General features: G+C 66.9%; 14 protein-coding genes and 1 pseudogene. 8 read left to right on the forward strand and 7 right to left on the reverse strand.

What is annotated here, in order from left to right; all coding sequences use genetic code 11:
• The first annotated feature begins 63 nt into the window (after positions 1–63).
• The 6 genes from O2L01_RS21435 (at position 64) to O2L01_RS21460 (ending at position 3,621) form a co-directional block, all read left to right on the forward strand.
• Complete coding sequence (locus O2L01_RS21435) at positions 64–444, forward strand: YbaB/EbfC family nucleoid-associated protein (protein ID WP_270124079.1); 381 nt, start codon at positions 64–66, stop codon at positions 442–444.
• Between the two features lies 1 nt (position 445).
• Positions 446–766 carry a type VII secretion target gene (locus O2L01_RS21440; RefSeq protein ID WP_270124080.1) on the forward strand — a complete coding sequence of 107 codons (321 nt, stop codon included), beginning with the start codon at positions 446–448 and terminating at the stop codon, positions 764–766.
• Entirely contained in the window at positions 763–1,452 is a 690-nt protein-coding gene (locus tag O2L01_RS21445) for a WXG100 family type VII secretion target (RefSeq protein WP_270124081.1), read from the forward strand. Before O2L01_RS21440 ends, O2L01_RS21445 begins: the two co-directional genes overlap by 4 nt.
• Positions 1,449–2,222, forward strand: coding sequence for a DNA/RNA non-specific endonuclease (locus tag O2L01_RS21450; RefSeq protein ID WP_270124082.1), 774 nt, complete (start codon positions 1,449–1,451; stop codon positions 2,220–2,222). The genes O2L01_RS21445 and O2L01_RS21450 overlap by 4 nt, the downstream gene beginning before the upstream one ends.
• Before the next feature lie 12 nt (positions 2,223–2,234).
• Complete coding sequence (locus tag O2L01_RS21455; protein WP_270124083.1) at positions 2,235–2,786, forward strand: hypothetical protein; 552 nt, start codon at positions 2,235–2,237, stop codon at positions 2,784–2,786.
• A gap of 436 nt (positions 2,787–3,222) precedes the next feature.
• Positions 3,223–3,621 (forward strand): RidA family protein, encoded by a 399-nt coding sequence (locus O2L01_RS21460; RefSeq protein WP_270124084.1) that lies wholly within the window; start codon positions 3,223–3,225, stop codon positions 3,619–3,621.
• Between the two features lie 288 nt (positions 3,622–3,909).
• Here O2L01_RS21460 and O2L01_RS21465 read toward each other — a convergent pair whose 3' ends face one another.
• A complete protein-coding gene (locus O2L01_RS21465) occupies positions 3,910–4,365 on the reverse strand; it encodes a phosphotransferase (protein WP_270124085.1) in 456 nt (151 codons plus the stop codon).
• Positions 4,366–4,705: 340 nt separating this feature from the next.
• Positions 4,706–6,307 (reverse strand): hypothetical protein, encoded by a 1,602-nt coding sequence (locus O2L01_RS21470; RefSeq protein WP_270124086.1) that lies wholly within the window; start codon positions 6,305–6,307, stop codon positions 4,706–4,708.
• A gap of 151 nt (positions 6,308–6,458) precedes the next feature.
• Here O2L01_RS21470 and O2L01_RS21475 point away from each other — a divergent pair, with 151 nt between their 5' ends.
• The gene (locus tag O2L01_RS21475) at positions 6,459–7,652 is read left to right on the forward strand and encodes an IS701 family transposase (RefSeq protein ID WP_270124087.1); all 1,194 of its coding nucleotides are present in this window, start codon (positions 6,459–6,461) and stop codon (positions 7,650–7,652) included.
• A gap of 211 nt (positions 7,653–7,863) precedes the next feature.
• Here O2L01_RS21475 and O2L01_RS25780 read toward each other — a convergent pair.
• Positions 7,864–8,301: pseudogene (locus tag O2L01_RS25780) on the reverse strand (transposase); the annotation flags it as partial.
• A 178-nt stretch (positions 8,302–8,479) separates the two neighbouring features.
• Here O2L01_RS25780 and O2L01_RS21480 point away from each other — a divergent pair.
• A complete protein-coding gene (locus tag O2L01_RS21480) occupies positions 8,480–9,397 on the forward strand; it encodes a phosphotransferase family protein (RefSeq protein ID WP_270124088.1) in 918 nt (305 codons plus the stop codon).
• 266 nt (positions 9,398–9,663) lie between these two features.
• Here the strand turns inward: O2L01_RS21480 and O2L01_RS21485 are convergent, their stop codons facing one another.
• The 4 genes from O2L01_RS21485 to O2L01_RS21500 are packed head-to-tail and all read right to left on the reverse strand — an operon-like array spanning position 9,664 to position 12,652.
• Positions 9,664–10,203, reverse strand: a complete 540-nt coding sequence (locus tag O2L01_RS21485; protein ID WP_270124089.1) for a hypothetical protein — start codon at positions 10,201–10,203, stop codon at positions 9,664–9,666.
• Complete coding sequence (locus tag O2L01_RS21490) at positions 10,196–10,462, reverse strand: hypothetical protein (RefSeq protein ID WP_270124090.1); 267 nt, start codon at positions 10,460–10,462, stop codon at positions 10,196–10,198. Before O2L01_RS21490 ends, O2L01_RS21485 begins: the two co-directional genes overlap by 8 nt.
• Positions 10,410–11,939 (reverse strand): hypothetical protein, encoded by a 1,530-nt coding sequence (locus tag O2L01_RS21495; protein WP_270124091.1) that lies wholly within the window; start codon positions 11,937–11,939, stop codon positions 10,410–10,412. Before O2L01_RS21495 ends, O2L01_RS21490 begins: the two co-directional genes overlap by 53 nt.
• On the reverse strand, positions 11,936–12,652 hold the full coding sequence (locus O2L01_RS21500) for an ABC transporter ATP-binding protein (RefSeq protein WP_270124092.1): 717 nt from the start codon (positions 12,650–12,652) through the stop codon (positions 11,936–11,938). The genes O2L01_RS21495 and O2L01_RS21500 overlap by 4 nt, the downstream gene beginning before the upstream one ends.
• Positions 12,653–12,743: the final 91 nt, after the last annotated feature.

The raw sequence follows: 12,743 nt of genomic DNA on the forward strand, positions 1-12,743 counted from the left end.
CGCTAACCGCTTGTACCCATACATGAGCACTGCTCACCTACTCTCGTTGGCATATGCCCCAACGTGAAGGAGGTCGAGCCGATGGATGCGGCGCGGCAGCGGCTGGACGAGTGGAAGGCGCGCATGGAATCCCATGCCGCCGATCTCGCGGCCGCCAACGAAGAGCTCGCTTCGGTGAAAGCGACCTATCAGGACCCCAACGGCGTCGTGACCATCACCGTTGACTCTTCAGGGAACCTCACCGACCTGGTCTTGTCCACCCGGGTCCAACGCCAGGCCCCCGAGGAGACCGCGCGGCAGATCAAAGACGCGCTCGCGGCTGCGAAACGGCAAGCCGCGCAACTCACCTCGGAAGTCGCAGCGCGCAGATTCGGCGCGGACTCGCCGACGACGAAGGCGCTGACCGACTACGCGAGATCCGGACTCGACCCGGAGGAGTCCTGACATGGGCGAGGGCTACCAAGTCGACCCCGAGCAGCTGCGGAACCTCGCTTCACGGCTGTCGGCGTTCTCCGAGGAGTTCGACGCCCTCATCACCGCGTCGCAGGCGATCAGCCAGGACGACGAGGCCTACGGGCTCCTGTGCTCCTGGATGCCCGCGATTCTCGAAGGCCGCCACCAGGAATTCGACGAATGGGTGAACTTCGGCCAGGAGAACATGGAGCTGCTGTCCCAGGCCCTCGCGGGTACCGCCGACGACTATGAGGCCGCGGATGAGGCGAATGCGAAAGCGTTCGACAACCTCAGCGAGGGGCTGGGCTCATGAGCGATCTCGTGGCCTCCCCGACACCGGACCCGACGCAGCCGTTCAAAGGGATCTCCGCGATGGAGACCGGCTACGATCTGGCCCAGCAGTTCTCTGAAGGGAACTGGGTGCAAGGCAGCCTGTCCATCGTCGGCGCCGGACTCGAAGTCGCCTCCGCCGCGCTCGACCCGGTCGGGTACCTGTTCAGCAGCGCCGCATCGTTCCTCATCGAGCATTTCGACCCGCTCACCGAGGTCCTCGACGAACTGACCGGCAAGCCCGATCTCGTTGCGGCGCACGCGCAGACGTGGTCGAACATGGCCGAGCGGCTGACCGCCATGTCGGTCGATCTCGACCAGTTCGCCCGCGAGATGTCGAGCGACTGGGAAGGCGACGCCAAGGACGCCTATCTGACCCTCATGGACGCCAACGTCGGCGGCACCGCCGCGATCGCCGGCGCGGCAACGGCCATGGCTGCCGCAACCCAAGGGGCGGGCACGCTCGTGTCCGTCACCCGCGAACTCGTGCGCGACCTGATCGCCGAAGCCGTCGGGCAGGCCATCAGCATCCTCATCGAGCTGGTGTTCCCGCCGCTCGTGCTCGCGAAGATCCCCGCGCTGATCATGAAGTGGACGAACCGGATCTACTCCGTCGTCACCGATCTCTTCGAGTCCCTCAAAGCCCTCATCGCACTCCTCGGGGGATGACCTTGCGACACTTCCTGCGGCACACCCTTGCCCTCATCGCGCTGTCGGCTGTGCTCTTCACGCGCCACGGCTCCACCAACTCCAGCAACAGCAGCTCCAACTCGAACAACCCGAATTCGAGCAATCCCAATAACACCGTCAACACGGCGAACACCGGCGGCCAGACCACCGTGACCGGGATCCTCCGCTACGCCGGCGCCGAATACCAGCGCGGCAGAGTCGCCGAAGCGCAGGTGAACAACGACAATCCGAACGAGCGGCGCGGGACCGACAACGACGAGGCATGGTCGCAGCAGCCGACCCAGTACCAGCCGAACTACGGCGAGCTCGACGAGCACGGTCGCGCCACCGGCATCAGCATCACCATGAACGACAGCGTCCGCCAGGCGACCAGGCACCCGACGAATCCGACCGGGCGCCCGGACATCCCGCCGGGGTATGACTCGAACGACCACCAGAAAGGCCACCTGCTCGGGGCCCAGTTCGGCGGCTCGAACAACGACGCGCGCAATTTCGTGCCGCTGTTCGACCGGGTCAACTCGCCCGACATGCGGCACTACGAGAACGCGGTGCGGCGGCACATGGCGGCGAACCCGAACGAGGACTTCACGTACACGGTCACCCCCGTCTACAGCAACACCCCTCCGGGCAATCCGGTCCCCACCAGTGTGACAATGCAGCTCACCGACTCCCAAGGGAACCCGGTCCCGCTCAACGACCGTGACGGCAACCCGCACACCACGGTCTCGATCCCGAACGTGCAGCGATAGAAAGGCAGACGGATGAGCGACATCGACGACCTCCGCGGACTGCTCGGCTTCGTACCCTATCGAGGCGCGCCGGTCGACTGGGACGCGGCGGGCAGGGCGCTCGGCGCGAGCGTGCCCGCCGACTTTCGGGAACTGATCGACGCCATCGGCCCGGGGAAGATCGGCTACGACACGCTCCTGCTCCAGCCGGCCGCCTCGGACCGGCGATACGACCAGATCCGCCGGCACCGCGAGCGAATGGAAGACCTCCAGATCATCTGGGAGGACGAGGAGCAGGACGAACCCGAAGACCAGACCAAACCCCAGGTGTTCAATGAATCCGGCGTCCGGCCGATCCTCTGGGCCACTTCCGGTCTGGGATTCAATCTGTTCTGGGTCGCCCGAGACGGCGTCGCCCCCGCCTCCTGGCAGATCGCGGTAGAACCCGCGCGCGGCGGAGAGTGGGAATTCCACGCCGGAACCGCCACGAACCTCCTTGTGCGCCTGCTGCGCGGCGAAGAACCCACCACGTACCTCTCCAGCCTGGCGAGCGCCGACCAGCACTCGTTCACCCCCGCCGAATAGCAACGCTGGCATGCAGGGGCCCGGCGTTGCGAGTGCCGACGCCGGGCTCTTCCTCTCGGACAGGTCTACAAGCCGGGACCGTTCTGGGCGGGCTATTTCCCTTGGGGCTAAGGGGGAGTCGCCGCTGTAATCGCTGCCGGTGCGGTTTTCCCAGTCGACGACCGCTTCTCGGAGCATATCGGGTAGGTCCCAGAAGTCGCTAAGCGTTGTCCCACAACTCCGTCGACGGGCGGCTCCTCGAGTACCTCGCGGGATGCCGCTTGATCCCGGTGGGGCAGCTTAGAGCGGCCTGGGCGCGTCAGCAGGACACGGATCGCTCGCCTCGGGTATCTCCCTCGAAAATTCCCTCGCTTTCGTTGCGCCACAACCCCTACGATGACGCGACCAATGCGCGCCGCGAGCCGTCGGACGTATACCCAAGAGGGAGACCAGCGACATGCTCATCCGAGAGACGGTAGTTCCCGCGGAAATGAAGGAAGTCCATGAGCGGTTTCGGTATGCACCCGGTGTGAAGGCCGGGCCCTTCCTGTTCATGGCCGGTCAACTCGGTCGCGACGAGAACTTGAACGCCGTCGAAGACAAGGAGGCCCAGTTCACGCAGGCTTTCGTGAACGTCGAGAAGGTGCTGGCCGAAGCCGGCGCCACATTCGACGACGTCGTCGACATGGTCACGTATCACACCGACATGCGCGACCTGGAACTCTTTATCAAGGTGAAGGACAGGTTCTTCACCAACCTGGAGCAACTGCCCGCCTGGACCGCGCTCGGTGTGGCCGCCTTGGCCATGCCGGGGCTGTTCGCCGAGGTCAAGTGCACGGCAATGCTGCCTGATTGACGCAACCGAGAGAGGGCCGCTGACTCGCCTGATGGCGGGTCAGCGGCCTCGATCGTGTCGCGGTCGATGTCCATGACCCGGGCGGGAGCCGAACCAGACAAGACGCAAATCCAGTCCTGGGGGGCCAGAGTGGAATCATCCAACACGATTTGAGATCAATTGCAACACAGCGAATCTCAATGATAGTCATGAAGGTGAATATTATGTGGACCTTTCGGTTGCTCAGAGCGCCTGACATATTGCGCTTATTTGAGGGTCTCGGTGATGGTCGGGGTGCTGTCGTTCGTCTCAGGTCAGGACAAGGTCGAAGATGTCGCGGTGCGTGAAGAGGTAGGCGTGTTCGCGCCTGCTCCATTCGATCCGGTCGGCGATCTGCGAGGTGGTGGCAGGGGCGGTCTCCGGCCTGGCCTGGAAGTCTGCCCAGAAGCGCACGTTCCTTTCCTGGCGCTCCAGGATGCAGTCGACCAGGGCGTGCCGCTCTGACGGTTCGAGGCCGTATGCATCGGCGACGATCCGCACTTGCTCTGCCTGACGGGGCAAGGGCAGCGACTCCTTCGAGGAGATCGACCAGGTCCAAGCGAGGTAGGCCACGTCCTCCAATCGGCTGCCGGGGGCGGCCTCGGCGAAGTCGATGAAGGCTGCTGGCAGGCCGTTCTGGAAGACGACGTTGTTCGGTCCCGGATCGTGGTGGCACACGACGTCGTATCGCCCGGCCAAGTCGCTGCCTCGGGTCGCGTCGTGCATGCCCCGCAGCAGCGAAGCCGCCACCTGCACTTGGCGGTCAGACCAGACCCCGAATCGGGCGGGGACCGTCCCGGGGATGAACGACAGCAGGTCGGCCCCGCCCTCTTGCCCCAGGTACCTGGGCGCACCGGTGAAACCTCCACGTGCGAGCAGGTCGAGCAGAGTTCAAATCCCCCCTCGCGCACAGATGAGAAGGCCCCGGTCATCCGGGGCCTTCTTTTTCGCGTTTGCAATGAGCTTCCGTCTTTGGCGCTCGTCGGCATGGAGTCGGGCGGGACCACCCTGACCGGGTGGCCCCGCCCGCGTCGCGGGAGTGCGGCCAGCAACTCTCGCAACGGTGTTAAGGCTCGTTGGGCGGGTAGGACGGCACACCTCCCATCACGTACGCCACCTGCTGCGCGAGCGGGATCGTGCCGCTCGGCTCGGGTGCGCCGAAGGTGACGGTGACCGAGCCGTCGCTGGAACTCGTGTCCACCTTGTTCACCGAGTAGTTCGACGAGGCCGAGCCGACCCGGAACAGTCCGAACAGGTCCACCGACGCCGTCGCTCCGACCTTCATGTCGCTGGTGACCTTGCTGGCGTTGCCGCCCTTGAAGGTCATCGACATCTCCGGTTGCCGGGAGACGACGAAGGTCTTCAGGCGCGAGAGCTTCCCGCCCTCCCCGAACAGCTCGTCCACGCTGAACTCGCTGCCATGCAGCTGGTACCCGGTCGCGTCCTGCCCGGTCTTCGATGCGATCTCGCTGAGTATCTGCCCGTCGTACCAGCCCACCGTGCCGTCGGGCGCCAGGGCCGTGGGCGCCGAACTGATGATCGTGACGCCCTTGTAGTTGAGGTCGATCGTGACGGTGGACGAGCTCGACGTGTAGGTCGACAGGTCGTAGGACGAGGACGCGCCGAAGTTGATGCCCACGGCGTCCATGATCGGGACCGAGAACCCCACCTTGCCCCCCACGCTGAGGTCGGTCGACTTCGAGGAGAAGTTCGACAGCTCCAGGTGGAGCGACACGGCGTTGCCGTCGGTCTGGAGCTGCCCGATGAGCTGGTTCGCGCTGGGCAGCTTGTCGGGCGTGTAGCCGACGTAGAACTGGCCGGGGCCGATCTCCTCGCCGCCGTTGGCCGCGTTCGCCTGAATGATGTTGGATCGGGCGGCCTTGAGCAGGGCGGTGGCCTCGAAGTACTTGCGGTGCAGCAGGATGCTGTTCGCCGCCACCTCCTTGTAGCTCGCGATGGCGCTGTAGAGCGCGATGAGCGAGTCGGGCATGTCCTCGAAGGAGCCGTATCTCGTCAGCAGCTGGTCGAAGACGTCCTGGAGCTTCCCGCCCATCGGCAGCGGGTTGGTGTAGGTGAACCCGGCATTGCTGAACTCGGTCAGGATCGACCCGATCTGCGCCGAGGCGGCCGTGTCCTCCTTGTTCATCATCTCCTGGTCGGCCTTGGAGAAGCCGAAGACGGTCGCCCCCAGGACGTTGCGGTAGAGCGTCGAGAAGCGGTCGGTGCCGATCTGGAGCTGGCCGCTGCTAGAGGTTCCCAGCAGCGAATCGAGGTCCTGGAGCGTCGCCGCGTTGTAGTACGCGTTGGGACCGTAGGTGATCCCGTAGTTGAAGCCGGCCGGGTACGACACGGTGCTGAACTTGCCGTCGAGCTTGGTGCCGAGGAAGTCGCCGATCTTGCCCTCGAGCTCGTCGGAGAAGGCCTGCTGCGCGGCGGTGGTGCCGGTGCCACCGGCGACACCGCCGGCGCCGCGGAGAGTCATACCCCCGGTGCGGCTCAGGTTCTCGTACAAGTAGGAGCAGTTCTCCCAGCGAGTCGCCCGGGTCGCCGGGAAATGGTTCTTGAAGACCATGAAGGCGGCCTGCTTCGCCCTATCGTCGTCGACGGCCCAGACCGTCGTCTCCCAGGAATCGGAGCGGTAGCTCACCCTGACCCAGTACCTGTCCATGATGTTCCTCCTTCTTGGATGGGCGACCGAACCGTGATGATCGATCGCGTTGCATCCAGAATCACCAGCCGCACCGGCTTGCGAGGCCGCTCGGAGATTCCCGCCCGAAGCCGATACGACAGCCGCATTTCGTGATTCTTATTATTGAAAGGTGCCCAATAATGTTGCCCCGCAGGAGATCACGGACTGGCGTTCACGATTGGACGAGCTTTTCTCTACGGTCGCGGGGTTGTTCGGGAGAGTCGAGTTGCGACGAAGAGCCAGGTCCTATCTGATCGGACTCTTGGCGCCGGTGGAGCGCAAGAACGGCTGGCAGCTCGCCGAGGCCGCCGGCGACGCGACGCCCGTACAGGTGCAGCACTTCCTGAACCGGGCCGTGTGGTCAGCCGACGCGCTGCGCGACGCCCTCCGGGCCTACGTCGCGGCGAACCTGGCGAGCCCGAGCGGGGCGCTGGTGATCGACGAGGTCGACTTCGTCAAGCGCGGCCCGGCCTCGGTCGGCGTGCACCGGCAGTATTCGCGTGAGGCGGGCAGGGTCGAGAACTGCCAGGTCGGAGTGTTCCTGGCCTACGCCGGCGAGCACGGCGAGGTGCTGATCGACCGGGAGCTGTACGTGCCCGCCTCGTGGATCGAGGATCCCGAGCGCTGCGCGGCCGCGGGGGTCCCCGTTGAGCGGATGGACATCGGGGCACTGGAGAAGCCGCGCCTGGCCGAGGCGATGATCGCCCGCGCGGTGGCCGCCGGAGTCGAGGCCGGGTGGGTCGCCGCGGACGCGACGTACGGCCGCGACAGCGACTTCCTGGCGTTCCTGGCCGCCCGCCGCCTCTCGTACGTGGTCGAGGTGCCGCTCACGCAGACGGTGCCGGAGCTGGAGGAGGGCGGGTGCGTGGACGCCCTGGTGGGCGGCGCTCCCGCCTCGGCCTGGCACCGGCTCGCGGCGGGCACGGGCGGGCGGGAGCGGCGCGAGTACGACTGGGCATGGGCGACCCTGCCCGCCCCGGTCGGCCTGCCCGCCGGATTCGTCCGCACGCTGCTCGCGCGGCGCTCGGTCGAGCGTCCGGCCGAGGTCGTCTACTTCCTGTGTTTTCACTCCGATGCGCTGGCGCGCAAGGACATCGTTCGCACCGCGGACACCAGGCCGGCCATAGCGGCGTGCGTCCGGGCCGCGAAGGTCAAGTGCGGGCTCGATCACTACCAGGTCCGCAAGTGGGAGGGCTGGTACCGGCATGTGACCCTGGCGATGCTGGCCCATGCCTTCGTCGTCGTGACCGCGGCGTCCGGGGCGGGGGTTGACGCGGACCTGAGCGGCGATTCCTCGGTCGTCCGGGCGGTCCGCTGGCGTTGAGCGAGCCACCCGGGAGGCGAAGGTAACGAAATACGGCTGTCGTGCCGTCGGAAACGGGCCTTTCGGCCCCGAAGGGCGCCTCGGGCGCGGCTCACGTGCCCTCTCCGTCAGTGTCCGGCGAAGTGGCAGGTGCCCGTTTCAGGGGCCGCTACGAGCCCCAACGTCGGTTCAAACGCCTGGGAGTCGTGCAGGCTCGCCGCCGGGACCGCCAGGGAAAGCGGCAGGCCGGCGCGGTCGGACAGGACGTGAATCTTCGAGCCCGGCTTGCCGCGATCGATCGGGTTTGGCCCGGCAGCGATCCCCCCTTCTGGCCCGCAGTCTCGCGGCGTCCACGATCGCGCGGGACCAGTCGACTTCGCCTTGCGCTCCGAGTCTGTCCAGCACCGCCCGATGGAGATTGGCCCACAGCGCTGCCTCGGACCATTCGGCGAAGCGACGGTGTGCGGTCTGGTGCGAGACGCCGAAGGTCGGTGGTAGGTGCCGCCACGCGCACCCCGGTTGTCAGCAGGAACACGATCGCAGCGAAGACCTGCCGATCATCGACCCGCTGGATGCCGCCACCCTGCGCGCGCTTCGGCGTCGCCGGGATCAGCGGTTTGGCAATCTCCCGCAGCCCATCGGGCACCAGGCGTCTGGTGAACTCGTCCAAACATGGTCCATACTAGACCTACTTCGTGCCACAAGAGACACGGGTTTTACAGACCCATTGCGCCACAACCAAACACATGCTTTGTATCTGCTTCAGCCGGCGAAAGCTCCACGGTCAGTGCAGATCGCTGATGCTTCCCCGCGCGTGCCAAGGCCGTTCGGGCACGTATGCTGCCGGTGTGACGACACAGGAAGGCCCCCAAGCCGATGTGCTTCGATGGGCAGCAGTCCAGCTCGGGGCCACTGCCGCGGTGGTTTCGGCCACCGGAATGCGCGAGGGCGGCAACCCCTGGCTGCTGCGGATCGATCACGATGGTCAGGTGATCGACGCAGTGCTGAAAACCGTCACCCCGGAAGGCGTTGCGGGCATGGCGACCGAGGTCGCTGCGTTGCGAGTCGCGAACCGGGCAGGCGTGCCGGCGCCGCGCATCCTTGCGGTGGACGCCAGCGGCGAAGCCGCCGGGACACGAGCCGTCTTGGAGACTGCGGTGCCCGGACGCAGCCGGATCCCGCTCGATGCGTCCCCGCAACGGCTGCGCGGACTCGGGGCAGCGGTCGCTGCCCTGCATTCGATCACGACCAGGCCTTCGCCCGAACTGCCACGGCGGACGCGTCCCATCCCTGCCAGCGACTTCGCCCGTGACCGGCGCGAGGGCAGGGAGCGCTCGACACCGCTGCTGGACGCCGCTGACGACCGGGTAACACGCCTCCCGGTCCCCGACAGTGCTCCCGTCCTAGTGCACGGGGACCTCTGGCAGGGCAACACGATGTGGCAAGGCGACCGGCTGACAGGCCTCCTCGACTGGGACATGGCCGGTGTCGGCCACTACGGGATCGATTTGTCCTCGCTTCGGCTGGACGCGGCACTCACCTTCGGGCAGGGCGCCGCCGGATCGGTCTTGGACGGCTGGGAGCAGCGCTCAGGCATCGAGGCCGCGGACCTCGCCTACTGGGACGCCGTGGCCGCCCTCAACATGCCCAGCGACATGGCGGAGTTCCTGCCCGCCATTCACGACCAAGGGCGGCCCGACCTGACCGCAGAGGAGCTGAACACCCGCCGGGACGCGTTCCTCCGCGCAGCAATCGACCGGCTCTGAAACGCGGCCAAGCCAACTGAGACACGCTCACTGAACGTCGCATCGAGGTCTTGTTTGTCGGCCTGGGTCACTTCGACAACCGTCGAGTCGAAGAACGGCGCGTCCCCTAGTGCGGCGGCGGAAGTTCGTTGTGCGACTGTCGGTGACGGTCAAGGTTGGTGTCGGGCCGGGAGCCGCAGTTAGCGCAGCCATCCGGAGCCGCTGCGCAATGACGCTGACCACAGGTTGTGAAGGGGCCCTTGGGAATCGGGCATCCGTAGCTCTGGTCATATCTGGGACATGGGCGGGGTGTCGAGGCGGGTCGGGCCTGCTAGGAGGCCTTTGGTGAGGGCGATGCCGTCGCCGAAGAAGGGTAGTAGGAAGACGGCGTGGCCGAGGTACCACCAGGAGAGTGGGCGGGTCGTTTCGTGGAGGGCGAGGAGTGCGCCCGCGAGGACACAGCCGAGTGGGCCCGAGGCGGCCACTGTCGCGGCCTGCCATCCGGTCATGCTGCCGTGGGGGACCAGTGAGATGCGGCCCCAGGTGCGTTCGAGGGTCACCGCGGTGACAGTGGTGATGCGCTTGAGGACGGCGGCGTGGAGGCATTCGTGGAGCGCGAACGAGGCGGTCAGGCCGGCGGTGGCAGCGGTGAAGATCCAGGCCGCGACCGGGAGTTGCGTCGCGTCGCCGCTGACCGCCGCCCACACCAGCGCCGCCGCGAGTATCAGTGAGGCGAACAGGAGCAGCGGCCAGACCTGTGCCGCGACCGCGAGCGCCACGCCCCGAACGGCGAGTTCGGGGCGGGCGGTGGTCGCGCGCTTATTCACCGCGCTGCGCCAGGAGCTGCCGGCGGCGGTTCTGGAGCGCGTCGAAGATGAGCTGGACCAGGGCGACGAAGGCCGCGACCACCGCGAAGAGAACGAGCAGCGGGACGAAGCCGTCGACCCCCATGGTGACGCTCGTCGAGCTCGCGGTGGCGTCGGTGACCTCGAAGTAGACGGCGTCGAAGAGGGCGGTCTTGCGGACCGGTTCGTCACCGCTCGTAGAGAACATGAGCAGCATCAACGCCACCACGGTCGCGGCCATCGTGATCACCAGGGAGCTCCCGAGCGACACCAGGACGATTCTGAACTTCTTCACGGTTTCTCCTCTTGGATTCGTTGTCGTGGATCTCGACGATCGAGTGGGCGACGATGGCCGCGGCGCAGCAGGCGATGACGGCCCGCGTGACCGGCGCGGGCAGGTTCAGCATCCCCAGGCCGATCGCGATGAGGCCGAAGACGACTGCGGCGCAGGCGATGCCGAGCAGGATGGAGAACGGGTTGTTCTTCTCGGAGGGGAACACGACGGACACCCAGAGAGTCAGCACGATGCCCGCGAACGCGCCCAGCACCGCGGTCGCGGAATCCGCCATCGCCGCGGGGACGACGAACGCCCCGATGAGAAACTGCGGCAACGCGAACGCCGCGATGAGCAGGGCTTGGCCCTTGCACAGCCGCGCGTAGACCGCCGCCGCCGACCGTGCGGCGATCGGCAGCCGGCGCAGCGGTTCGGTGCCTGAGTAGTGGTACAGGCCCGCCGTCGACAGCGCCACCAGGCTCCACATGGGATTCACGCGGTTCCCGGCGAGGAGAAGGTATGCGAACAGCACCACGGTGATCACCACGGCGACCACGGTCTGCGAGTTGCGCACCAGGCAGTAGTCGTACGGGTGGAGGACGCGGCGCGCACGGCCTCCGGTGAACACCGCCAGGAACTTCGACTGGCGCACATGCTGGTTCGGCGTCAGCACCAGATTCAGTCCGATGAGGACGACAAAGGCAGCCAGGCACGCCGCCGCCGTCAGCACCGGGCTGCGGTTCCACAGCCAGGCGACGGCGGTCTGCCAGCGGAACGCGCCCGCGCCGTCGAGGTGCGCGTCGGTGATCGCGATGATCGCGCCGTTGATCCCCGTCGAGTACCAGACCAGCAGCATGAACAGCACGATCACCGACAGCAGCCCGGCGGTGCCGCCGAGCCTGAGGACGGTCCAGAACCGCACCAGCAGGTGGTACAGGACGCCGAGTCCCAAGTAGACGGCCACTGCGGGGACCGCGAACGCCGTGAACAGGTACGGCAGGGCTGCGGCGCCCATGAGCGCGAGCGAGGACACCGCGAGCGCGGAGAAGCCCAGGGCCACCACGACTCCGGTGATCGCGGCCTCGTACAGCAGGAACGCCAGGGCGCGTTCGCGGTTGGTGACCGGGAGCTGGTAGGTCAGTTCCAGCATGTCCGCCGCGTTGATGAACAGGACCTTGATGACGAGGAACGCCCCCATCACCCACAGGACCAGCGACACCGTGCTGATCTCGAACATCAGGTCCCACAGCTCGGGGGAGAGGGCCAGCGGCTCCAGGAACAGGTACGCCGCGGCGCACAGCACGCCGAACAGTGTGAGCGCCAGGACGGCCGCGGCGGCGCGGACCGCCCGGGCGCGGAGCATGCCGACGCGAAGTACCCGGCGCCGGAAGAACCGCAGCAGGAGGCCCGCGAGGTGCGCCGACTGCCCCAACCGGAGGTTCACCGCTCGCCCGCCTCGAGGTAGCCGTACACCATGCGCTCCAGCGAGCCGTACTCGTCGACGAGGCCGGCGGTGGGTGCGTTGAAGACGACGCGCCCGTGGTCGAGGAACACGATCTCGTCCGCGATCCGCTCCAGCACAGGGAAGTCGTGCGTGCACAGCAGCACCGACCTGCCCTCGTCGCGCAGGCCCGCGAGCTCCTTCTCGGCCAGGTGCAGCGCTTCGAGGTCGACGCCGTTGAGCGTCTCGTCGATCACCGTCAGGCGGCGCCGCACCAGCAGGGCGACGATGAGCTGCGTCTTCTTCCGCATGCCGTGCGAGAAGTTCTCGATCAGGTCGTCGTAGCGCCCGTCCATCGCGAACCGCGAGAACAGGTCCGCGGCGTCTTCGCGGTCCACTTCGAGGCCGTAGAAACCCGCCATCATCGCCACGTACTCCGCGGCCGTCAGGAACTCCGGCAGGTAGTCGTTGCTGGACAGGTAGACCGCCTCCCGCTTCGCCTCGGGCGTCGTGTGCGGACTGCCGCCGACGGCGATGGTCCCCGCCTGCGACTCCAGCAGGTCGAACACGTTCTTGATGAGCGTCGACTTGCCGGACCCGTTGGGCCCCAACAGACCGACGACCGATCCGCTCGGCACCGAGAAGCCGACGCCGTCCAGTGCCTTCACCTCGCGCCCGTACGAGTAATCGAGCCCGATGATCTCCAAGTCGTTCACATTGCCTGCCCCTCAGCGATTCCCGCCGGTTACCATCGTTGCGGAAGGGTCCGCCCGCCCGGACGTTCGCGACCTGCACGTCGCCCTCCGG

This window comes from Glycomyces lechevalierae (assembly GCF_027622945.1).
Lineage (GTDB): Bacteria > Actinomycetota > Actinomycetes > Mycobacteriales > Micromonosporaceae > Glycomyces > Glycomyces rutgersensis.